Genomic DNA, 20,013 nt, shown 5'->3' on the forward strand with positions numbered 1-20,013 from the left:
CAAATCGTTGACGGCTCGGTCGAATGAGCAACTGTTAGGGGGTGGGCCTGCGACTCCCGAACCATGACCGACGCAGACGAACTCGCGGAGCAGGTTCGGGCGGGCGACGTGCGCTTGCACGAACTCGAAGACCACGCAGACCACGACACCGCGACGGCGGCCCGCCGGAGGCTCCTCGAATCGGACGCCGACGCGACGCTGGACGCGGTCGGCGACTACGCCTTCGACGCCGAGCGAGCCGACAACAACGTCGAGAACATGGTCGGCGCGGCCCAGATTCCGATGGGCGTCGCGGGACCGGTTTCCGTCAGCGGCGGGTCGGCGGAGGGCGACTACTACCTCCCGCTCGCCACGACCGAGGGCGCTTTGGTGGCGAGCGTCAACCGCGGCTGTTCGGTCATCACCGGCGCAGGCGGGGCGGACGCACGCGTTACGAAGACCGGGATGACCCGCGCACCCGTCTTCCGCGTGCGAGGCGTCGCCGAGGCCGAGGAGGTCGTGAACTGGGTGGCCGACAACCGCGACCGACTCGCCGACGCCGCGGAGTCGACGACCAGCCACGGCGAACTCCTCGACGCGACGCCCTACGTCGTCGGGGACTCCGTTTTCGTGCGATTCGTCTACGACACCAAGGACGCGATGGGGATGAACATGGCGACCATCGCCACCAGGGAGGCCGCGTCGCTGGTCGAGGAGGAGACGCCGGCGAGCCTCGTCGCGCTCTCGGGCAACCTCTGCACCGACAAGAAACCCGCCGCCATCAACGCCGTCGAAGGTCGCGGTCGGAGCGTCACGGCGGACGTTCGCATCCCCCGCGAGACGGTCGAAGAACGCCTCCACACGACGCCGGAAGCCGTCGAGGAGGCGAACACGCGCAAGAACCTCGTGGGGAGCGCGAAAGCCGGGAGTCTCGGATTCAACGCCCACGCCGCGAACGTCGTCGCCGCCGCGTTCCTCGCCACCGGACAGGACGCTGCGCAGGTCGTCGAGGGGAGCAACGCCATCACGACCGTGGACGCCCGCGAAGACGAACTCTACGCGAGCGTCAGCCTCGCCAGTCTGGAAGTCGGCACCGTCGGCGGCGGCACCGGACTTCCCACGCAGTCGGAAGCCCTCGACGTTCTGGGCCTCCGCGGCGGCGGCGACCCCCCCGGAAGTAACGCCGACGCGCTCGCGGAGATAATCGCGGTCGGCGCGCTGGCGGGCGAACTCTCCCTGCTCGCGGCGCTCGCGTCGCGCCACCTCTCCAGCGCGCACGAAGAACTCGGAAGGTGACCGCCTTCCCGATTATATTGCTTATAAAACTCTAGTAATTTATTACTATCGACGTGTAACGATAAATCGGCACGTGCGGGCGAATCCGTTCGCCCGTACCGTGCCGCCCGATGGTGACCTCCGATGGCCGCACCCACCACCGACGGGGACGCACCGATCACTGACTCCCGGACGTATCGCGTCCTTCAGTTCCTGAAGCTACTGCTCACCGTCCTCACGTTGACGCTCGCCGTGTGGAAGGGACTGAACGGTGCGTTTCCCTGAATCTGGAGTCCCCCACCTCCTTCTTTAGAGGCGACGATAGCGACCTCGACTCTCGCTGATTTCTCCGCGTCGAGAGAGTTTCTCGAGCGCCTGTCGAACGTAGTCGGCGGAGACGCCCCGCTCTCGCGCGTACGCGACGATTTCCGCTTCGTCGGGGGTATCGAGGGTCGACAGCGCGTCGAGCACGACCTGCTTGTTGCTCCTACTCCCATCCCGGCGGGAGCGCTCTCCGGCGGCGGCGACCTCGTCGGTGTCGAGACCGGAGCGGTCGAGATACTCCTCGTCGTCCATTCCGGCGTCCCGGACCTGCGAGTCCATCTCGGCGAACGAGTCGAGTTCGGCGAAGGCGTCGCCGTGGCCCTGTCGGTTGGCGAGCATCGAGGCGCGAACCTCGCGCGCGTGGTCCTCGTCGTCGGTTTCGACGAACTGCTTCAACTTCCCGAACGTGCGGCGCTTTCCGCACCGCGAACACTGCGTCGTCTCGGGCCGCCCCTCGACTATCCACAGGTTGTTACACGCGCTGCAACCGACGACGCTGTACATGCTCGCACCTCGGGTCGCCTCCCTGTTCAACCCTGCGTTCGGGCGGCGGCTTCGACGTGGCGGTCGGATTCGGTCGTCGGGAGCGAGTCGGAGAACACCGCCGATTCGGCGGTCGCTCGCGTCCCCTTGCGGTCAGCGGGCGCGCCCCGAGGAGAATCGCGACCGCCGCGATACCCACGAGCGATTCGAGCGACATCTCGCCGGAGTTGGTTCCGCTCTCGTACTTAAACTCTCGCCCCGAGATTTACGTACCTCGCCTGCGAGTCGATGTCATGGACTCGATAGCCCTATCGAACCGCGACGTCGCGGAAGCCACCGACGGCGTCTACCTGGCGCAACTCGCCGCCGGAGATCGGATGAGCATCCAACACTTCCGCATCGAACCCGGCGCGACGGTGCCGGAACACAGTCACGAACACGAGCAGACGGGGTTCGTCTACGGCGGCGCGCTGACGTTCGTCGTCGACGGCGAGGAGGTGGTCGTCGGAGAAGGGGACTCCTACGCGATTCCGGGCGACGAACCGCACGCGGCGGAGAACAGGGGCGACGAACCGGTTCTCGGTATCGACGTGTTCAGTCCGCCCCGATTGGACGTGCCGTGGGAGTGAACGCGCGGAACGAAGCGGAGAACGATACCGTTCGCAAATCGCGACTATTTTTCGCCACCGTTGACCGGGGACGACCGCCGGAGAAACCCGCTTACTCGAGGTCGCGGATGTTCTCGACGATGGCGTCGGCGTACTCGCTGGTGGCGAGTTTTTCGCCGCCTTCGATCTGGCGCTCGAGGTCGTAGGTGACTTGGCCGGAGGAGATGGTCTCCTCGACGGCGTCGCGGACGAGTTTGCCCGCGTCCTTCCAGCCCATGTACTCGAGCATGAGACGACCGGAGAGTATCATCGCGGTCGGGTTGACCTTGTCCTGTCCCGCGTACTTCGGGGCGGAACCGTGGACGGGTTCGGCGAGGCAGCGGTGGTCGCCGAAGTTCGCACCCGGCGCGATGCCGAGGCCGCCGATCTGGGCACCCGCGGCGTCGGACATGTAGTCGCCGTTCAGGTTCATGGTGGCGATGACGTCGTACTCGTCGGTGCGGGTGAGAATCTGCTGGAGCATGTTGTCCGCGATGCGGTCTTTGACGACGAGTTTGTCCTCGGGCTGTTCGCCGTCGTACTCGTCCCAGAGTTCGTCTTCCGTGATGGTGACGTCGCCGTACTCCTCCGCGGCGAGTTCGTAGCCCCAGTCGCGGAACGCGCCCTCGGTGAACTTCATGATGTTACCCTTGTGGACCAGCGTGACCGAGTCGCGGTCGTTTTCGAGGGCGTAGTCGATGGCTTCGCGGACGAGGCGCTTCGACCCGAACTCCGAGATGGGTTTGACGCCGATGCCGACGGGACCGTCGTGGATGACGCCCGTGGCACCCATCTCATCTTCGACGAACTCCTTGACCTGCTGCACCTCGTCGGTACCGGCTTCCCACTCGATGCCGGCGTACACGTCCTCCGTGTTCTCGCGGAAGAAGACCATGTCCATCGCTTCGGGGCGTTTGACCGGCGACGGAACGTTGTCGAGGTGGTACGTCGGGCGGACGTTCGCGTAGAGGTCGAGCTTCTGGCGGAGCGCGACGTTCAAGCTGCGGAATCCCGCTCCCACCGGCGTCGTGAGCGGTCCCTTGATGGCGATTTTGAACTTCTTGATGGCTTCGACGGTGTCGTCCGGCAGGTTCTCGTCGTACTTCTCGCGCGCGCTGGCGCCAGCGTAGACGCGCATCCACTCTATCTCGCGCCCCGTCGCCTCCGCCGCGGCCGCGAGCACCTTCTGCGCCGCCGGGCCGACGTCCGTCCCGATGCCGTCCCCGTGAATGATCGGAATGATGGGCTTCTCGGGTACGTTCAGCTCTCCCGTCTCCTCGTCGTACGTTATTTGCTCCCCGCTTTCAGGTACGTCTACCTTCTCGAACTCGTAGCTCATGAACGTTCGAACCTCTGTTTCGACGTGGATATAAGACCTACCGTTTGTCCCCCGTATGGGCCTTATACGCCCTTAATGAAAATTGCGGACTCGAATTCGAAACGGAAGTTAGCAGCCGTCCGACGAGTCGCTAGAGAGCCAGCGCCGCCGCCGTCGCTGTCGGGTTAGTATCGAGTCGCAAAAAATCGCACCGCGTCGATGATGAGCCGAGTTAGTTAGCGACGGTCATCATCGTCATCTTCGACTTCCTGTTCTTGCTCGGCAATGTTGAACGCCGTCGCAGTGCCGACCTGAGCGTTGGTGTTGGATTGGGCGACGGACTGGGAAGCGGTCGCGTCACCAGCGCCGGATGCGGTGGCGGACACCGGTCCGGTTTGAGTGACCGTGGCGGTGTTAGATTGCGTGATATTCTCCTGCTCCTGTTCGACCTCTGCTTCGGCCTCCTGTTCGAGCTCTTGCTCTTGCTCGATCTCATCGCCATTACCGTCGGGGGATTGTGCTGCGACTGGACTCGCGAGACCGCCGACGAGGACGGTCGTTACTAGCGCGAGCGCCATCAAGACTCGTAGTGTTCGTTTCATTTTTCTTTCTCCGGCGGTTCTGGCTACCCCATGAAAGGCGCACTCGAGCCCTGGAGCAGGTAGCCAGCGCCGCCACCAATTGCTGGCATCCGCGTTCGTATTCAACCCTAAGCACCGTCGAAAGCGTTTGTGACGCTGTTCAGGGAACCCAAATCCGGTTAGAAATTTGCCTGTATTGACCGATCGCTTCAATCCGGCTTTAAAACCCCGGAGGAGGAGAGCGGATACCCCGACGCCAAAACGTCGTTATCACGACTGATTCTGAATAGTCGTTCGGCCTTCGGCCCGCTCATCGTTTGCGCCAGTTTTTGCGTAAGCTATGCCCTCTGTGTCTCGGTTAGCTCCGGCCCGTAGGGTTATCAGCAGATGATCGAGGATAGCCGCCAACTAGCCGTGCATAATCGTTGTTACCGAGGATGCCGACTCTGTAACCGGTAATAACCACCGTAACGCTGCCGACCAAGTATCCACTAACAGCAAAATATCCACGGTAGTCGACGGCAAAAGTGCTCCGGTGACGCGTCTTGTGCTTGGACGATCATCTGACGGCTCGATATTTATCGCCGGCGTACCAGATCCGACCTTCGGCGTGTTCGCGTTTGAGCCATCCACACGCTTCCAGCTGACGAGCACCTCCCGCACCACCGAATTTGACGGCGGGGGCTCGTCCGGCAGATCGAGCCGGTCTCGGCGTTCTGGCGGTCGGAACTCGCCTCGATCACCGGCCAAGGGAATCGCTTCTGAAGCGACGTACGTTGAGCGATGTCGAACCATCGCCGTGGCCACTGGCCTAAACCCTCCGGACTCGCCGTCCAGGAACCGTTTGTTTGTTCATTTGAGCGCAGAACAGAAAGCACCGGTAACGAGGGGTTATGGACGCGAGCAGCAAACGACCGCTCCTCAGTCCACATCTTCCCTGCTCGCGTCCACTTCCTTCTCTACGAGTAGTTCTTCCAATTTCTCGCCAGCGTACCAAATTCGACCTTCGGGGTGATCCCGTTCGAGCCATTTGCTCTCTTCGAGTTGGCGCAGCACCTGCCGAATCGTGCTGTCCGACGGTGGATTCTCAGGAACGTGAAGTCGTTTTTTGAGATCCGGGAGGCGGAACTTTCCCTTATCTCTTGCCAAGAGTATGGCTGTCAGGACTACCTTGGTCGCCCGGTGCTCGGTCATCGGCAGAATACAAGAGAATCACAGAAATAGGTATGTGGAACTTAGTATTCTCACAAGGATAACCTATCATCACTCGTCTGGACTCCTATACAGAAATCTCGCCCTCCGGCACCGGTTTTCGTGTGCTCGTCACGGGCAACCTCCCCCAGGGGCAGAAGCCCACGTTGATGTCGACACCCGCGGTGACTCTCGCCGTTCCGGCCGTTGGAACCGCCGGAATCGTTCCCCCGAACCGTCTCCAATCGGACCATCGGCCCCTTTCTGACCATCACTCCCATCGCTGCCGTTTCTCCCTCCTTCGCCGTCATCGTTCGAATCCGCGGACTCGGAACGGAACGCGACCAGCGATCCGTGGGCGGGAGCCTGTACGCTCTCGTCCACGGGAACGACGGACGGCTTGCCCCAGTAGCCGGGTTCCTTCTCGCCGGGTACGTTGTGTCGGGCGATGAGTTCCCCGGTTTGGACGTTGCGGACGACGATTTCGTCTCGCGCTTCTTTCTCACCTTCCCGTACCCACGTCGAGTAGTACAGCGCGTCGCCGGCAAGGACTGAACGGGAGACTTGTAGTCGTCGGTGGCAAAAACGTCGCCGTACTCTTCGAGTTCATGGCTCCACTCCGTCGCCCCATCGTCGAGCGAGAGCGAGTACACCACGGAACCACCCTCATCCCCTCCGTCGCCGGAGTGGTTGACGTTCACGTCGTCGGGCATGATCCGTTTGGACTCACTACATTACTCTATGAAGCGCTTTCTGGCGAAGTAAAAACGAAATACCGAAATTTGTGAACACACGCGTCAGGCGATACTATCCCCGACCGCTGGCGATTCGGGTGACGCCCCGCCCGCTTCGAGAAATCGACGCGTCTCAGTTCGTCACCGCCCCGACGAGCGCGCGCAGTTGCGCGCCGCCGCTTTCGAGAAGTGCGCGCGGAAACCGTCGTCGCGCACCCGCGAGCGCGTCGGAGAGCGCCGCCGACGCCCCCTCGAAGACGCCCTCGCCGTGCCCGACGAGGATTCGCTCGGGGGCGCAATCGACGAACGCGCGACGGGGCGGAAACGGTCGTCTGAGGAGATACACGCCGATTCGCTCGGCGCCGACGGTGAAGAGCGGGGCGGTTCCGAGAACGTCCGGCACGTAGAGCGTCCCGTCGGATTCCCGGTACGCTATCGCCTCGTGCCAACCGGGGAGCGGGTCGCACCGTCGCACCCGGAATCCCGAGTCTCCGACCTCCGCCGAGTATCGCTCGACGCGGGCGTCGACGCGGTCTTCGACCCGGGTCATCCACTCCGGAAGGTGGACGGCGACGCCGTGACGACGGGCGAAGCGTCCCGCGTCTCGGGCGTGCCAGTTCGAGAGCACGACCACCCCGACGACCTCCCCGAGTTCGGCGAGCAAGTCGTCCACGCCCGGCGCGTCCAACGGGTCGACGACCCAGACGCCACCGTTCTCGCCGCGAATCGCATGGCTCGTACGCCGCCCATCCTCGCCGGGATGGCTCATCCAACCGACGCCGTCGTCCCACTCGTCGACGGTGCGAAACCCGGTCGCCCCGTCCCGCGAGTATATCGGCACATCTCGATACCCGGTCCCGTTCTATCAAGTAATTCCCGCTTTCTGCGGAACGCCGGTTCGTCGGAACTTAAGATGCCTGCCGCGAGAACTCCGGACATGAAGGTCATCGTACACGGCGGGGCGGGGAGCGAACCGGACGAACCCGAACTGCGACAGGCTGTGTTGGTCAAGGCGGCGGCGGCGGGCGAGGAGCAAGAAACCGTCGTCGACGCCGTCGAGGCGGCGGTTCACGTCCTCGAATCGTCGCCGCGATTCAACGCGGGCGTCGGCGGCGCGGTTCAGAGCGACGGCGCGATTCGAACCGACGCGGGAATCATGACCAGCGACCGGGACGCGGGCGCGGCCTGCTCGATGCCCGGCGTCGAACGCGCCGTCAGCGTGGCGCGAGTCGTGATGGAGGAGACGCCGCACGTCCTCGTCAGCGGCGAGCACGCGGTCGAACTCGGGGCGGACTTCGGCGTCGAGACGGACGTCGACCTCTGGACGGAGAAGAGCCGCGAGCGGTGGAACGACCTCGACGCGCCCGAGGGGACGCCGCGCGAACACGTCGCGTGGCTCCGCGAGCGGTTCGGCGGGGCCGACACGGTCGGCGCGGTCGCGTACGACGGGGAGCGGTTCGCGGCGGCCACTTCGACCGGCGGGCGATGGCTCGCGCTCGCCGGTCGGGTCGGCGACGTCCCCCAAATCGGTAGCGGTTTCTACGCCGCCCCCGCCGGCGCGGCCAGCGCCACCGGGGCCGGCGAAGACATCGCAAAGGCGACGCTCACTCGGCGGGCGGTTCGCCACCTCGAATCCGGACTCGACGCGCAGGCGGCCGCCGACCGCGCGATGACGGAGTTCGGCGAACTCACCGGGTCGAGCGCGGGCGTCATCGTCCTCGACCGCGACGGCGACGCGGGAAGCGCGTTCAACAGCGACGCGATGCAGACAGCGCTGAGCGAGTAGCGACCTCCACCCCCTCGAAAAAAGCTTCGACCGTGGGCGCGCTACGCCGCGGTCGTCGTTTCGTCGGCGACCGTCTCGTTCGCGGTCGTTTCCGTCGCGGTCGTTCCGGTCGTCGTTTCGCCACCCTCGGCGACCGTCGTCTCCTGGGCGGTGGTCGTTTCGTTCGCGGTCGTCTCGGCCGGCGTCGTCTCTTGAGCGGCGGTCGTCGTCTGGGCGGTCGTCGCTTGCGACTCCGCGGCGACCGCGTTCTCGGCGGTGGCGACGCGGACCGTCGCGTTATCGACGGTCACGTTCTCGACCGAGATGTCGTCGACGACGATTCTCTCTTGGAGCGCCATGGACGCGGCGGTCGTCTGAGTCGTCGTCTCGTTGGCCGTCGTCGTTTCGTTAGCGACCGTCGTTTCCGCCGCCGTGGTCGTCTCCTCCGCCACCGTCGTCTCGGCCGGCGTCGTCTCTTGAACGGCGGTCGTCTCCTCGGCGGTGGTCTCTTCCGCCGTCGTCTGTTCGCCGCCGACCGAGATGCTCTCGACCGTCAGCGATTCGATGGTCATCGTCTGGACGTCGGCGGATCGAATGGTGACGCTCCCCAGCGACTGCGCCGATTCGTTCGCCCCTTGGGTCGTCTCCCGGGCGGTCGTCTCGGTTCCTTCCGTCGTGGTCGTCCCGTCCTCGGCCATCGTGAGGTTCTCGACGACGAGCGTCTCGACGGACAACTCTTCGATGGTCACGTCGCTGATGGAGACGTTCGACGGAACGTTCTGCCCGCCGTTCGTGGCGTTGCTCAGTTCTTCGCTCTCGATGTTCTCCGCGCTGACGCCTTCGAACGACAGTCGCTCCAGCGAGACGTTCTGGAGCCTCGCGTTGCGGAAGGTCCGGTCTCGGTCCTCTATCCGCACCAGGTCGACCTCCATCGACTCGATGGTCGCGTTCTCGACCGTGACGTTCCCCAGTTCGAGTCGTTCGACCGTGACGTTCTGTAGACGTACCCCTTCGTCCGCCGTGGTTCCCGCACTCCCCAGCGCGCCCAGCGAGAGGCTGGCGAGCACCAGTAGTGTCGTTGCGAGCACGGCCCCGATTTCTCTCTGCATGTGCAGACATCCATATCCCCGCTGACGACAATAAACCGGGATGACCGTTCGGGCCTTCGATGACGTGTTTCTCGGATTACATTCGCGTTACCGCGGGGTTCCCGTCGGCGTCAATCCCTGCCTATGCGCCCGATGTAACGCAAACTCTTTCCGGCGTTCGAGCAAAGTACGCGCCATGAGCGAACAGGAAGTCGACCTCTCGGCGGAGAAGTACGAGAAGCACCGAGAAGCCGGTGAGATACTCGCACAGGTGCGCGAAGAGGCCGCAGACCGAGTCGACGTCGGCGTGAGCCACCTCGAAATCGCCGAGTTCGCGGAGGATAAAATCCGCGAACTCGGCGGAAAACCGGCGTTTCCGGTGAACATCAGCGTCGACGAGGAGGCGGCGCACGCGACGCCGAGCATCGACGACGAGACCACGTTCGGCGAGGAGATGATCAACCTCGACATCGGCGTGCAAGTCGACGGTTGGCTCGCGGACACCGCCATCACGGTCGACCTCTCGGGCCACGACGACCTCGCCGAAGCGAGCGCCGAGGCGCTCGACGCCGCCCTCGAAGTGGTCGGCCCCGGCGTCGAGACCGGCGACATCGGCGCGGAAATCGAGTCCGTCATCGAGGGGTACGGCTACAACCCCGTCGTCAACCTCTCCGGCCACGGTCTCGCGCACTACGAACAGCACACGGAACCGAACATCCCCAATCGCGCGGTTTCCCAGGGCGTCGAACTACAAGTCGGCGACGTAGTCGCCATCGAACCGTTCGCCACCGACGGAAGCGGCAAGGTCGGCGAGGGTGCCGAGGAGGAGATATTCGCCCTCGAACGCGAGGCGTCGGTCCGCGACCGCAGCGCCCGGCAGGCGCTCGACCAGATAACCGAGGAGTTCCGAACCCTTCCCTTCGCCACCCGGTGGTTGGACGTTTCCCGCCCCGAGATGGCGCTCTGCCGCCTCAAGATGCAGAACGTGGTTCACGGCTATCCGGTGTTGAAGGAGGAAGACGGGTTCCTCGTCAGCCAGAAGGAGCACTCCGTCATCGTCACCGAAGACGGGTGCGAAGTGTTCACTCGGTAACTAATCTTTACTGTCAACTAGCTTCCGGTGACAGCTCCCGGTCGGCGGGGGTGGTGTACGCACCGTCGCGGCGGTTGAACGGGAAAAGGATACTGATCGAACGCAGATACTCGAGACTCAGGCGTTGTTCATCCGCTGGCTGTTCGTCTCGCCGCACGTTTGGCACTTCGTGACACGGTACGGTTCGCGCGAGAACTCGGCGTTCTCCTTCTTTTTGCTCTCGGTTCGGATCTGAACCGAAACCTCGTGCGAGGTCTCGCGACCGCAGTTATCGCACAGTTCGACTACTGCCTGGAACCCCTGATTTTTTGTTGCCATGGTGACTTCCTGCTCGGTTCCTTCTTCCCCTGACAGGAGCATAAAAACCCCTCTCTGTTGGAGGGCGTTCGAACCGTTTATTCGGCCCTCGTCTTGCGATTTACCCCTTTGACGGAACGAGAGCGTCCCATTTCGTTTATCGTGGGCTGAAAACCGTTAATGATGGCGCAACGCTCTACAACAGCCGAATACATTATATAGTAGGTCAGGGTTCGAGACCGAACAGCGCAGAGCGGAGAAATACGAGGACGGGAAAAATTTCGAGACGGCCGATCCACATATTCAGGATGAGCATTCCTTCGGCAATCGGCGACATCGTCGGCCCCGTGATGCCGGTCGAGAGACCGACGTTACCCTGGGCGCTGGCGACCTCGAACAGCGCGTCGGCGTAGCCGAAGCCGGGGGCGACGTTCACGAGGATGACGCTCCCGGTGATGAGCAGTATGATCCATAGCGTGCTCACGATGGCCGCCTCGCTGAACTCCTCGAACATCTGGTGTCGGTCGAGCACGCGAGTTCCGATTTTGGCGTTGACGACCGCCGACGACGGGAGGAAGACGCGGGAGAACTCCCACTGGATGCCCTTGCTGATCAAGTACCCCCGGATGATTTTGATGCCGCCGACGGTGCTCCCCGCCGCGCCGCCGAGCACCATCGCCCCGCTGAGAATGAGCTTACCGCCCGCCCCCCACGAACCGATATCCGACGACTGGAACCCCGTGCAGGTGAGCGCGCTCACGAACTGAAAGACGGAGTCCCGAACCGCGTCGGCGGCGAGCGGCGACAGGCCGAGGCTCTCGAACCCGGCCCACGCGAGCGGAATTCGGACGTTCTGGAGACCGAGCCATCCCGTCTCGGTGAACGCTCCTCTCGCCTCCGACAGCGCGACGACGTTCTGCACCGACAGAACGAGCGCGCCCGCAGCCAAGAGGATGAACAGCCAGCGCGTCTGAAGGTCGGAAAACAGTTCGTCGGGGTCGCGGTCGCGGAGCACCACGTAGTGGATGGGGAACGCGATAGCGCCGAGGGTCATGATGGGCAGGAGAACGCCCTCGACGAGCGGGGAATCGTACGACTCGATGGAGTTGTCAGTGACGCTGAATCCGCCCGTCGAGAGCCCCGTCATGGCGTGGTTGAGCGCCTGCCAGAACGATTCGAACGTGCTCAGCCGGGGTTCGCTCCAGAGAATCGCGACGAACAGCGCGACGACCGCCAGCACGGTGTAGAGGAGGAAGATTCGCCACACCGTCTGCACCGTGTGGATGATGCTCGGGTGGATTCGCTCCTCGCGCGTTTCCGCCTGATAGAGCGCGTAGCTCCCGCTCCCGGGCCGGGCGAGGATGGCCGTCGTGAGGACGATGACGCCGACCCCGCCGACCCACTGGATGAGCGACCGCCACCACTGAACGGCGCGGGGAAGCGACGGCTCGTGCACCGCCATCGTCAGTCCGCTTCCCGTCCACCCGGACATGCTCTCGAACAGCGCGTGTAGCGGGTTCTGGAAGTACGCCAGACTCGACAGCGTCGTCGCGCCGCCGACGCGAATCGGGTCGTAGTTCGCACCCGCCGGAACGTACGAGTCCATCACCGAGACGGGGGTCAGGTGCGCGGCGAGGAAGAACGGAATCGACCCGAAGACGGCGGTGGCGAACCATCCCGCGGCGGCGATGACCATCCCATGTTTCATCACCGGGTTCGGCGCGTCCTCGAAGGTCTTGCGGGCGATGCCGCCGACCGCCGCCGTGACGACCGCAGCGAGCAGAAACGCGAGCGCCACGTAGTACTCGCCGAAGCCGAGCGCGAGGAGGACGGTGAATCCCATCAGCGCGGCCTGCATCAGCACGAGCGCGCCGACGTCCCGTAGGATGATGGCCAAGTCTGTCGAAACGCCGGCGACCGTCTTGCGTCGCACCATGCTAGTCGTGGTCCTCGTAGTGGCCGAAGATGTCCGTCACCTCCGGCGTCGCACCGGTTTCGGAGAAGACGGTGATGAGGTCCCCGCCGCGTATTTCCGTGTTCCCGCGGGGGGTGATGACCTCGTGGTCGCGCTCGAGCGCGACCACGAGTATGCCGTCGTCGAACAGCCCCTCGTCCGCCGCCTCGGCCAGCGTGAGTCCGGCGACCGGGGCGTAGGAATCGACCGTGATTTCGAACACCTCCGCCCGGTCGCCGACCTTCATGTAATCCTTGATGGAGGGGCGCTTGACGGCGCGGTAGAGGTACTCCGCGATGAGCCGCTGTGGGTTCTCGATGACGTTTACGCCGATCTGACGGAAGACGTTCATGTGCTCGGGATTGTGGACGACCGACACCAGCGACGGGATTTCGAGTTCCTGTCCGAGGAGACAGACCATGATGTTCGTCGCGTCCTGGTCGGTCGTGCTGATGAGCGCGTCGGCCCGGTTCGCGCCCGCCTCCTCCAGCGTGTCGATTATCGTCGCGTCGTCGTGCAGCACGAGACAGTCGAACTCCATCGAGGCGCGTTCGGCGCGCTCCGCGTCCTTCTCGATGACCACCACGTCGTTGTTATTCTGCGTCGCAATGCTGATGAGTTGCGAGCCGATATCGCCCGCCCCGACGATGATGATGTACATTCGTTACCTCCAGTCCGAAGTCAGCGTTTGAAAAGATACTGTTGTGCGGCCGTCGAAACGGGGTGGCGGCGTCGGTCGTTACCGCGTCGAAATTCGAATCGGTCACGATTATGGAGTCGTTAAAACCGCTGTATCCCCCGATACCGGGTTCGGTACGGCTCCGGCGGTGGCGTAACCCTCTTTCGAGATCACCGCGGTTCTCGTCGCGCGGACCGAAGTATCGCGCTTCGCTGTTTCTGCCGATCAGCGCGGGTCACCGTTACGGGTGAGAGGGGCGGCGGTGAGCTCGCGGAACTTTCCGCCGATCCGGAGCGCCACGTCATCGTCGGCGGAGCGAGTGCCCGAGGGCTCTCAGAGGACCCTCGCGGTTCGCCCACCGCCCCCGCGAGAAACTCCCCGTCGGAGGAGACTGAAAGCGTAAAGCGTCCCCCCGACCCACACTGTCCCATGCAACAGGTCTTCGCGCCGTGGCGAATCGAGTGGGTCGAACGAGAGGAAGCGGAGAGCGACGTGGAGTGCGTCTTCTGCGAACTCCCCCACCGCGGTGCCGACCGCGAACACCTCGTCGTCGCGCGCAACGACCACGCCGTGGTGATGCTGAACAACTACCCGTACAATCCGGGCCACGTCATGGTCATCCCCGACCAACACACGGGTGATTTCCGCGAGTTGGACGACGAGACGCTGTTGGGCCACGCGCGGCTCAAACGGCGAACCTTCGACGCGCTCGAACGCGCCCTCTCCCCGGACGGATTCAACGCCGGGTTGAACATCGGCGAGGGGAGCGGCGGCTCCATCGCCCACCTCCACACCCACGTCGTCCCGCGCTGGGAGGGCGACACGAACTTCATGCCCGTCATCGCCGATACGAAGGTCATCGTCGAAGGCCTAGAGGACACCTACGAGCGACTGTACGACGCCTTCGCCGAACAGGACGGGGCGACGGTTCCCGACGACGGAGCAGTTCGGTACTAACAGTCGCAGCTCGATTCTGGCGCGGTCTCGGCGGACGCGGGACACGGACAATCCGGCGCGGCCTCGGCTGGAACCGGACAGTCCCCGCCCGGGCACTCGACCACGTCGACCAGCGATTCCAGGTCGTCCATGACGCTCGCCAGCGACTCCCCGTGGTCCGTGAGCCGATACGTCGTGGTCGGTGGCGACGTGGCGTGGACCTCCTTCTCCACGAAGCCCAGACACCGAAGTTCCTGCAGTCGTTCCGAGAGCGTCTTCGCGCTGACGCCGCCGAGCGTTCGCCGGAGATCGTTGAACCCTCGCGCTCGCTCCGAGAGCGCCCGCACGACGTGGAACGCCCACTTCGAACCGAGGACGCTCCGAACGGCGTGCCACGTCCGTTGCCAGTCGTCACTCATCGTCGTCCCTTGGCGTTCCACGAAGGTAAGCGTACGCGGGCGGTTTCCGCTGCGAAACCACCTTCGAGTCGGGAAACTGACTCGTTTATCCACGGCGAGCGCCTACGACCGAGTGCGATGTCAGAGGATTGCTGTGCGCCCGAACGCACGTCCGACCGTTGTACCGTCTCCGAGAACGCGTCCGACCGTCGTTCCGCCTCCGAACGAACGCCCGATCGCTGTTCCGACGGCGAGAACGTTCTCGCCGTCCGCTGCTGTGCGGGTGCCCGAACGGCGAGCACCTGTTGTCCGGGCGGTACTTGCTTCCCCGGGTGTTGCTGACGAACGACCGGAGCGACACGCCCTTTTCTTTGGAGTACGAACGTTCTCGACGATGAACCGGTCTCGCGCCGTCCGCTCCGCGGGCATCGTCGTCCTCGCGGCGAACGTCCTGCTGGCGCTCGCCAAGGGCGCCGTCTGGTTTCAGACCGGTAGCCTCGCGGTCGGCTCCGAGGCCGTCAACAGCCTCGCGGACTCGGTGTACAGCTTCGTCGTCCTCGGCGGTCTCTACCTGACGACGCAGCCGCCGGACTTCGAACACCCGCACGGTCACGAGCGCATCGAGCCGTTCGTCTCGCTGGTCGTCGCGCTCGGCGTTTTCGCGGCGGGTGCGCTGGTGTTCTGGCGCGCGGCGACCTCCCTCCTCTCCGGGGAGATATCGGTGACGACGGGCTGGCTCGCCGCCGCCGTGCTCGTCGTCACGGGGGTCGTCAAGTACGCGCTCTACCGGTACTGCCTTCGGGTCGGCGAGGAGGCTCGCTCGCCCGCGGTGATTGCGACGGCGCTGGACAACCGCAACGACATCCTCACCGCGGCGGCGGCGCTGGTCGGCGTGCTCGGCGCTCGGTTCGGCGTTCCGGCGCTCGACCCCGTCGCGGCGGGCGTCGTCTCGTTCGGTATCCTCTACACCGGCTGGGAGATCGTCGAGGACAACGTGGACTACCTCGTCGGGCGCGCGCCCCCCGAAGACCTCCGGGTCGACATCGTCCGGCGGGCGCTCGAACACCCCGATGTGGAGGGCGTTCACGACGTCATCGCCCACTACGTCGGCCCGGAGATCGACGTGAGCTTGCACGTCGAGGTCGAAGGCGACCTGACGCTCATCGAGGCCCACGACATCGAGACCCGAATCATGGACTCCATCCGCGACATCCCCGAGGTGGACGACGTGTTCGTCCACGTCGACCCGAAGGAACTCGGCGAGTGGAAACCCGACGCCGAGGCGGACAGACTGGCCGACACGTCGCCCGGGGACGGGGACGAGAAGTGAGCCGCCGTCTGCGGGCCACCGCCGTTTTCAGATTCTGGGAATCGGGTACCGGTATTTTTACCGGGATGCTGTAGACACGGATACAGGTTCCCATGACCCTCGAACGCGATAGGCGGACGATGTTGCAGGCGACGGGCGCGGTGCTCGCCGGAGCGTCCCTCTCCGGCTGTCTCGCGGGTGGACTGGTCGGTTCGAACGACGGGCGGACGGCGGGCGACCGGACGAAGGCCGACGCGACGGTGAAGGTCGGTTCCGGCGGAAACCTCTCGTTCGAACCCGAAGCCCTGACGGTTCACCCGGGTCAGACCGTCGCGTGGGAGTGGCGGTCGAACAACCACAACATCGTGGTCGAAGACCAACCCGGCGGCGCGGACTGGAAGGGGACGCCGGGGTCCTCGTCCGAGATCTACAACGACGGCTACCGCTACACGCACACCTTCGAGACGGTCGGCGAGTACGAGTACTTCTGCCAGCCGCACGAAGCCGCCGGAATGACCGGGTCCGTGACCGTCTCGCCCGAGGGGGCGAACGGGAAGACGACCGAAACGACGACCGACGGAAAACCGCCCGCGACCGCGGACGACCTCCCCGTCGAAGTCGCCCCGAACGACGAGTACGGGTTCAGGCCCGGCACGGAACGACCGCTGAAAGTCCCCGCGGGAACCGAAGTCACGTTCGTCTAGAGGTCGGATACCCACAACATCGTGGTCGAAGACCAACCCGACGGCGCGAACTGGCGGGGAACGCCGGGCGGCGACGGCGTAACCTACGATACGGGCTACGAGTACAGCTACACCTTCGAGGTGCCCGGAAAATACGAGTATTACTGCACGCCGCACAAGGCGCTCAACCTTGGCGGAACGATACTCGTCGAGTAACCTCGCTTCGGCCCTCCAAATCGGTCCCTAATCGGCCCTCCGAAGCAACTCACCTCTTCGATCGCTGAATTCTCACGAACGACGCGGGCGCGTCGTCCGCGCCGACGACGGTCGGTCGGAGACGGTGCAGAGGAGCGCGTCGGTCGCCGGGAGCGTCGCGCGGAACTGGTCCGCGAGAAGACAAGTGCTTTCCGCTGACGTTAGACCGGTTCGCCGAAGGCGTACACGGTCTGGTGGCTCGTCACTTCCACGTCGAGGAAGTCGCCGGGTTCGATGCCGCGCTCGGAGGCGTTCCGGACGATTATCTGCCGGTACGCCTCGTCCCGGCACTTCACGGAGTCGCCCGTGCCCTCCTCCACAACCATCACGCGCTTTTCGGTTCCGACCAGTTCCTCGTAGGCCTCGCCGACGATGTCCATCTTCAACTCGGACATCGCCTTCGAGCGCTCCTTCTTTATCGCGCCGTTCAACCCCTTCATCTTCGCGGCGTCCGTGTTCGGACGCTTCGAGAACCGAGTGACGTTGATCTTCTCGGGGCGCACCTCGCGCAAGAGCGCCATGCTCTGCTCGTGGTCCGCCTCCGTTTCGGTCGGGAAGCCGACGATGAAGTCGGTCGAGAGCGTCCAGTAGTCGAGGTGCTCGTCGAACGTCTCGACGACTTCCACGAACTCCGCCACCTGGTGCTGTCTGCGCATGTCGCCGAGCACGTCGTTGGACCCGGACTGCACCGGCGCGTGGATGAAGTTGTAGAGTTCGTCGTTCTCGGCGAACACCCGCGCGAGTTCCTCGCGGATGCCGTGGACGCCCTTCGGGTTCGCCATCCCGACGCGAACCCGGAACTCACCTTCTATCTCGTTGCAGATGCGGTCCAACAGGACGTGCAGCTTTCGCTCGCCCGTGTCCCAACCGTAGACGCCCGTGTCCTGTCCGGTGATCCGGAGTTCCTTCGCGCCAGCGTGGACGAGAGCGCGGGCCTTCTCGACGTTCTCCTCGATCGAGGGGGACGCTATCTTCCCCGTCGCGTGCTTCGTGATGCAGTACGAGCAGTCGGACATGCAGCCCCGAGCGATGGGGAGGATGCCGACCACGCCGTCCAGGACGGGTTCGACGCCCGGCCCGGGCGTCGGACACTCGCCGTTCGTGACCGCCGCGGGCACGTCGTCCCAGTGGAGAATCTGGGCGTCGATGCCTTCGGTCTGGAACTCCTCGCCTTGCGCGAGCGCCATGCAGCCCGTGATGATGAGATCCGCCGTCTCCGATTCGAGTTCCTTGGCCCGGCGAACCATGTTGCGCTCCGTCTTCTCGACGACGGTGCAGGAGTTCATGATGGCGACGTCCGCCCGCTCGGGTGTCTCGACGCGGTAGTGGCCCGCGTCGCGGAGCGCGGACTCGATCTGACGGCTCTCGCCGCGGTTCGAGGTACACCCGTACGTCTCGATGTGATACCGGGCCATTCGGGCGGGAGTTTCGGCTACGCGGCAAAAAGGGCGACGGTTGCGCCGCCGATGCGGAAATAGTATGATTTCTGATAAGGAATGTCCGATACAATGATCCCTCGAACTCCGCGACGGAGATTCCTCGCCGCCCTCGGCACCGCCGCGGTCGCCGCCACCGCCGGCTGTAACTCGACGTCCGCCTCCGACGACGAGGCCGCGGACGCGGCGGGCGGCCGAACCGACTGGCCGACCCTCGGCCACGACGGGGCGAACGCCGGGTACAACCCGAAGGCGCGCGGTCCGCGCGCCGACGCCGACTCGGGAACGACGCGGTGGACGCTCGGCATCGCGGACAACAGCCTCAACTCGCCGGTCGTCGCGGGGGAGACGCTCTACGTCGGCGACGAGGCCGGGACGATGTACGCCATCGAAACCGGCGGCGGAACCGGTTTCGCCGGCAGGCGTTTCGGCGCGGTGCGCTGGCGACCTCGGAACGCGCGTTCGACGGGGACTCGCGGTCGCGGACGGGACGCTGTTCGCCATCACGGAACCGACCGACGGTCCGCCGATTCTGTACGCGCTCGAAGCGGCCTGAGACCCCGTCACTCGAGTTCGGCCGTTCGTTTTAACGGCTCGTGTCGGTTCGAGGAATATGCGGAGCGTGGACGGCGGAAACGGAATTTTCCGCCATCAGCCAGCGGTACAAATCCCGAGCGCGGCCGGTGAGTTTCGAACGATTCGACGACGAATTTATATCTCGTTACCGCCGAAGCGGTTGGATTCAGGCGGTCAACAACAAACTACCTGTAGTCCGATTCCTCGAAAGACCCGGGCGGTTCGATTACGCCCGGTGAAAAACACGGAGATAAAACAATGACACACATGCAAGTACCACTTCAACAGGTCGGAGGAAACCTTCCGCAGTGGCTTCAAGAGCCCATCTCGGGATTCATCGCGCTCCTACCGCGACTGGTAGGTGCGATCGTCATCCTGCTCATCGGGTGGGTAATCGGTCGCGCCGCCGCCGCCGTCGTCCGCCGAATCGCGGACAGAGTCCAACTCGATAGGATGGTGCTCGACACCCCGCTCGGGCGGATGATGGGCGGAACGGAGGGCGCGGTATCGAGCGCGCTCGGCAAACTCGCCGCGTGGTTCGTCTACGCGCTGGCGATCCTCGCGGCGGCGAACGTCCTCGCTATCGCGACGCTCTCCCAGTGGGTCGCGACCGCCGTCTCGTACCTTCCGGCGCTGATCGCGGGACTGCTGGTCATCATCCTCGGCTTCGTCGTGGCCGACTTCATCGGCGACGCCATCATGCGAACCCGCGCGGCGACCCACACCGCGTACACCCAGTGGTTCGCCACGGGAACTCGGATATTCCTGTACTTCACCGCCATCGTCATCGGTCTCGACACGATGGGAATCGACGTGGGCATCCTGTACGTCTTCGCGCGAGCGCTCGCGTGGGGACTCGCCGCGGCTATCGCCATCGGCGTCGGCGTCGCGTTCGGCTGGGGCGGCAGGGACTACGTGGCCGAACACATCGACAACTGGATGACGAGCGCCCAGCAGGGCACGCCGAGTCCGCAACCGAGCGACGACGACTGAGGGGACGACCGCGAAGACG

Annotated in this window: 23 protein-coding genes; 11 read left to right on the forward strand and 12 right to left on the reverse strand. The window is 64.5% G+C overall.

The window, feature by feature from the left end:
• The first annotated feature begins 63 nt into the window (after positions 1 to 63).
• A complete protein-coding gene (hmgA, locus tag LIX00_RS12920; RefSeq protein ID WP_227353597.1) occupies positions 64 to 1,275 on the forward strand; it encodes a hydroxymethylglutaryl-CoA reductase (NADPH) in 1,212 nt (403 codons plus the stop codon).
• Positions 1,276 to 1,398: 123 nt separating this feature from the next.
• Positions 1,399 to 1,539, forward strand: coding sequence for a hypothetical protein (locus LIX00_RS12925; protein WP_227353598.1), 141 nt, complete (start codon positions 1,399 to 1,401; stop codon positions 1,537 to 1,539).
• Between the two features lie 24 nt (positions 1,540 to 1,563).
• Here LIX00_RS12925 and LIX00_RS12930 read toward each other — a convergent pair whose 3' ends face one another.
• Positions 1,564 to 2,082 (reverse strand): DUF5817 domain-containing protein, encoded by a 519-nt coding sequence (locus LIX00_RS12930; RefSeq protein WP_227353599.1) that lies wholly within the window; start codon positions 2,080 to 2,082, stop codon positions 1,564 to 1,566.
• Between the two features lie 272 nt (positions 2,083 to 2,354).
• On the opposite strand from LIX00_RS12930, the gene LIX00_RS12935 reads away from it, so the two are divergent.
• A complete protein-coding gene (locus LIX00_RS12935; protein WP_227353600.1) occupies positions 2,355 to 2,690 on the forward strand; it encodes a cupin domain-containing protein in 336 nt (111 codons plus the stop codon).
• 91 nt (positions 2,691 to 2,781) lie between these two features.
• On the opposite strand, the gene icd is transcribed toward LIX00_RS12935, so the two are convergent.
• From icd to LIX00_RS12960, 5 genes are all read right to left on the reverse strand, one after another.
• On the reverse strand, positions 2,782 to 4,047 hold the full coding sequence (gene icd, locus LIX00_RS12940) for an isocitrate dehydrogenase (NADP(+)) (RefSeq protein WP_227353601.1): 1,266 nt from the start codon (positions 4,045 to 4,047) through the stop codon (positions 2,782 to 2,784).
• A gap of 215 nt (positions 4,048 to 4,262) precedes the next feature.
• Positions 4,263 to 4,628 carry a hypothetical protein gene (locus LIX00_RS12945; protein ID WP_227353602.1) on the reverse strand — a complete coding sequence of 122 codons (366 nt, stop codon included), beginning with the start codon at positions 4,626 to 4,628 and terminating at the stop codon, positions 4,263 to 4,265.
• A gap of 900 nt (positions 4,629 to 5,528) precedes the next feature.
• A complete protein-coding gene (locus LIX00_RS12950) occupies positions 5,529 to 5,801 on the reverse strand; it encodes a hypothetical protein (RefSeq protein ID WP_227353603.1) in 273 nt (90 codons plus the stop codon).
• 50 nt (positions 5,802 to 5,851) lie between these two features.
• Positions 5,852 to 6,511: a hypothetical protein gene (locus LIX00_RS12955; protein ID WP_227353604.1), complete on the reverse strand. Its 660-nt coding sequence runs from the start codon at positions 6,509 to 6,511 to the stop codon at positions 5,852 to 5,854.
• 154 nt (positions 6,512 to 6,665) lie between these two features.
• The gene (locus tag LIX00_RS12960) at positions 6,666 to 7,373 is read right to left on the reverse strand and encodes a hypothetical protein (RefSeq protein ID WP_227353605.1); all 708 of its coding nucleotides are present in this window, start codon (positions 7,371 to 7,373) and stop codon (positions 6,666 to 6,668) included.
• A gap of 96 nt (positions 7,374 to 7,469) precedes the next feature.
• On the opposite strand from LIX00_RS12960, the gene LIX00_RS12965 reads away from it, so the two are divergent.
• Positions 7,470 to 8,318, forward strand: a complete 849-nt coding sequence (locus LIX00_RS12965) for an isoaspartyl peptidase/L-asparaginase (protein WP_227353606.1) — start codon at positions 7,470 to 7,472, stop codon at positions 8,316 to 8,318.
• 41 nt (positions 8,319 to 8,359) lie between these two features.
• On the opposite strand, the gene LIX00_RS12970 is transcribed toward LIX00_RS12965, so the two are convergent.
• A complete protein-coding gene (locus tag LIX00_RS12970) occupies positions 8,360 to 9,406 on the reverse strand; it encodes a hypothetical protein (protein ID WP_227353607.1) in 1,047 nt (348 codons plus the stop codon).
• A gap of 175 nt (positions 9,407 to 9,581) precedes the next feature.
• On the opposite strand from LIX00_RS12970, the gene map reads away from it, so the two are divergent.
• Entirely contained in the window at positions 9,582 to 10,478 is an 897-nt protein-coding gene (map, locus tag LIX00_RS12975; RefSeq protein WP_227353608.1) for a type II methionyl aminopeptidase, read from the forward strand.
• A gap of 117 nt (positions 10,479 to 10,595) precedes the next feature.
• Here the strand turns inward: map and LIX00_RS12980 are convergent, their stop codons facing one another.
• The 3 genes from LIX00_RS12980 to LIX00_RS12990 all read right to left on the reverse strand — a co-directional run bounded on the left by LIX00_RS12980 (position 10,596) and on the right by LIX00_RS12990 (position 13,390).
• Positions 10,596 to 10,796 (reverse strand): DUF7835 family putative zinc beta-ribbon protein, encoded by a 201-nt coding sequence (locus tag LIX00_RS12980; protein WP_227353609.1) that lies wholly within the window; start codon positions 10,794 to 10,796, stop codon positions 10,596 to 10,598.
• 205 nt (positions 10,797 to 11,001) lie between these two features.
• The gene (locus tag LIX00_RS12985; RefSeq protein ID WP_227353610.1) at positions 11,002 to 12,711 is read right to left on the reverse strand and encodes a TrkH family potassium uptake protein; all 1,710 of its coding nucleotides are present in this window, start codon (positions 12,709 to 12,711) and stop codon (positions 11,002 to 11,004) included.
• 1 nt (position 12,712) lies between these two features.
• On the reverse strand, positions 12,713 to 13,390 hold the full coding sequence (locus tag LIX00_RS12990) for a potassium channel family protein (RefSeq protein WP_227353611.1): 678 nt from the start codon (positions 13,388 to 13,390) through the stop codon (positions 12,713 to 12,715).
• A 447-nt stretch (positions 13,391 to 13,837) separates the two neighbouring features.
• On the opposite strand from LIX00_RS12990, the gene LIX00_RS12995 reads away from it, so the two are divergent.
• The gene (locus tag LIX00_RS12995) at positions 13,838 to 14,365 is read left to right on the forward strand and encodes an HIT family protein (protein ID WP_227353612.1); all 528 of its coding nucleotides are present in this window, start codon (positions 13,838 to 13,840) and stop codon (positions 14,363 to 14,365) included.
• On the opposite strand, the gene LIX00_RS13000 is transcribed toward LIX00_RS12995, so the two are convergent.
• Positions 14,362 to 14,763, reverse strand: a complete 402-nt coding sequence (locus tag LIX00_RS13000; RefSeq protein ID WP_227353613.1) for a winged helix-turn-helix transcriptional regulator — start codon at positions 14,761 to 14,763, stop codon at positions 14,362 to 14,364. The two genes, LIX00_RS12995 and LIX00_RS13000, sit on opposite strands and share 4 nt — an antisense overlap.
• 373 nt (positions 14,764 to 15,136) lie before the next feature.
• On the opposite strand from LIX00_RS13000, the gene LIX00_RS13005 reads away from it, so the two are divergent.
• The 3 genes from LIX00_RS13005 to LIX00_RS13015 all read left to right on the forward strand — a co-directional run bounded on the left by LIX00_RS13005 (position 15,137) and on the right by LIX00_RS13015 (position 16,950).
• Positions 15,137 to 16,072: a cation diffusion facilitator family transporter gene (locus LIX00_RS13005; RefSeq protein ID WP_227353614.1), complete on the forward strand. Its 936-nt coding sequence runs from the start codon at positions 15,137 to 15,139 to the stop codon at positions 16,070 to 16,072.
• 92 nt (positions 16,073 to 16,164) lie between these two features.
• The gene (locus tag LIX00_RS13010) at positions 16,165 to 16,755 is read left to right on the forward strand and encodes a plastocyanin/azurin family copper-binding protein (protein ID WP_227353615.1); all 591 of its coding nucleotides are present in this window, start codon (positions 16,165 to 16,167) and stop codon (positions 16,753 to 16,755) included.
• 21 nt (positions 16,756 to 16,776) lie between these two features.
• Positions 16,777 to 16,950, forward strand: a complete 174-nt coding sequence (locus LIX00_RS13015) for a plastocyanin/azurin family copper-binding protein (RefSeq protein ID WP_227353616.1) — start codon at positions 16,777 to 16,779, stop codon at positions 16,948 to 16,950.
• 200 nt (positions 16,951 to 17,150) lie between these two features.
• Here LIX00_RS13015 and LIX00_RS13020 read toward each other — a convergent pair whose 3' ends face one another.
• Positions 17,151 to 18,404 carry a tRNA (N(6)-L-threonylcarbamoyladenosine(37)-C(2))-methylthiotransferase gene (locus tag LIX00_RS13020; protein ID WP_227353617.1) on the reverse strand — a complete coding sequence of 418 codons (1,254 nt, stop codon included), beginning with the start codon at positions 18,402 to 18,404 and terminating at the stop codon, positions 17,151 to 17,153.
• A gap of 93 nt (positions 18,405 to 18,497) precedes the next feature.
• Between LIX00_RS13020 and LIX00_RS13025 the strand changes: the two genes are divergently transcribed.
• Both LIX00_RS13025 and LIX00_RS13030 read left to right on the forward strand, forming a co-directional pair.
• Positions 18,498 to 19,112 carry a PQQ-binding-like beta-propeller repeat protein gene (locus tag LIX00_RS13025; RefSeq protein ID WP_227353618.1) on the forward strand — a complete coding sequence of 205 codons (615 nt, stop codon included), beginning with the start codon at positions 18,498 to 18,500 and terminating at the stop codon, positions 19,110 to 19,112.
• Between the two features lie 147 nt (positions 19,113 to 19,259).
• Entirely contained in the window at positions 19,260 to 19,994 is a 735-nt protein-coding gene (locus tag LIX00_RS13030; RefSeq protein WP_227353619.1) for a mechanosensitive ion channel family protein, read from the forward strand.
• The last annotated feature ends 19 nt before the right edge of the window (positions 19,995 to 20,013 follow it).

Origin of the sequence: Haladaptatus salinisoli, assembly GCF_020614375.1 — an archaeon.
In the GTDB taxonomy this organism is placed as follows: domain Archaea; phylum Halobacteriota; class Halobacteria; order Halobacteriales; family Haladaptataceae; genus Haladaptatus; species Haladaptatus salinisoli.

Bases quoted from the DNA above. Each gene is read 5' to 3' on its own strand.
- LIX00_RS12990 (WP_227353611.1), bottom strand. From the start codon at position 13,390: ATGTACATCATCATCGTCGGGGCGGGCGATATCGGCTCGCAACTCATC.
- LIX00_RS12995 (WP_227353612.1), top strand. From the start codon at position 13,838: ATGCAACAGGTCTTCGCGCCGTGGCGAATCGAGTGGGTCGAACGAGAG.
- LIX00_RS13025 (WP_227353618.1), top strand. From the start codon at position 18,498: ATGATCCCTCGAACTCCGCGACGGAGATTCCTCGCCGCCCTCGGCACC.
- LIX00_RS12930 (WP_227353599.1), bottom strand. From the start codon at position 2,082: ATGTACAGCGTCGTCGGTTGCAGCGCGTGTAACAACCTGTGGATAGTC.
- LIX00_RS13005 (WP_227353614.1), top strand. From the start codon at position 15,137: ATGAACCGGTCTCGCGCCGTCCGCTCCGCGGGCATCGTCGTCCTCGCG.
- LIX00_RS12955 (WP_227353604.1), bottom strand. From the start codon at position 6,511: ATGCCCGACGACGTGAACGTCAACCACTCCGGCGACGGAGGGGATGAG.
- map (WP_227353608.1), top strand. From the start codon at position 9,582: ATGAGCGAACAGGAAGTCGACCTCTCGGCGGAGAAGTACGAGAAGCAC.
- LIX00_RS12985 (WP_227353610.1), bottom strand. From the start codon at position 12,711: ATGGTGCGACGCAAGACGGTCGCCGGCGTTTCGACAGACTTGGCCATC.
- hmgA (WP_227353597.1), top strand. From the start codon at position 64: ATGACCGACGCAGACGAACTCGCGGAGCAGGTTCGGGCGGGCGACGTG.
- LIX00_RS13000 (WP_227353613.1), bottom strand. From the start codon at position 14,763: ATGAGTGACGACTGGCAACGGACGTGGCACGCCGTTCGGAGCGTCCTC.
- LIX00_RS12965 (WP_227353606.1), top strand. From the start codon at position 7,470: ATGAAGGTCATCGTACACGGCGGGGCGGGGAGCGAACCGGACGAACCC.
- LIX00_RS12935 (WP_227353600.1), top strand. From the start codon at position 2,355: ATGGACTCGATAGCCCTATCGAACCGCGACGTCGCGGAAGCCACCGAC.
- LIX00_RS12980 (WP_227353609.1), bottom strand. From the start codon at position 10,796: ATGGCAACAAAAAATCAGGGGTTCCAGGCAGTAGTCGAACTGTGCGAT.
- LIX00_RS12945 (WP_227353602.1), bottom strand. From the start codon at position 4,628: ATGAAACGAACACTACGAGTCTTGATGGCGCTCGCGCTAGTAACGACC.
- LIX00_RS13020 (WP_227353617.1), bottom strand. From the start codon at position 18,404: ATGGCCCGGTATCACATCGAGACGTACGGGTGTACCTCGAACCGCGGC.
- LIX00_RS13010 (WP_227353615.1), top strand. From the start codon at position 16,165: ATGACCCTCGAACGCGATAGGCGGACGATGTTGCAGGCGACGGGCGCG.
- LIX00_RS13030 (WP_227353619.1), top strand. From the start codon at position 19,260: ATGACACACATGCAAGTACCACTTCAACAGGTCGGAGGAAACCTTCCG.
- icd (WP_227353601.1), bottom strand. From the start codon at position 4,047: ATGAGCTACGAGTTCGAGAAGGTAGACGTACCTGAAAGCGGGGAGCAA.
- LIX00_RS12925 (WP_227353598.1), top strand. From the start codon at position 1,399: ATGGCCGCACCCACCACCGACGGGGACGCACCGATCACTGACTCCCGG.
- LIX00_RS12970 (WP_227353607.1), bottom strand. From the start codon at position 9,406: ATGCAGAGAGAAATCGGGGCCGTGCTCGCAACGACACTACTGGTGCTC.
- LIX00_RS12950 (WP_227353603.1), bottom strand. From the start codon at position 5,801: ATGACCGAGCACCGGGCGACCAAGGTAGTCCTGACAGCCATACTCTTG.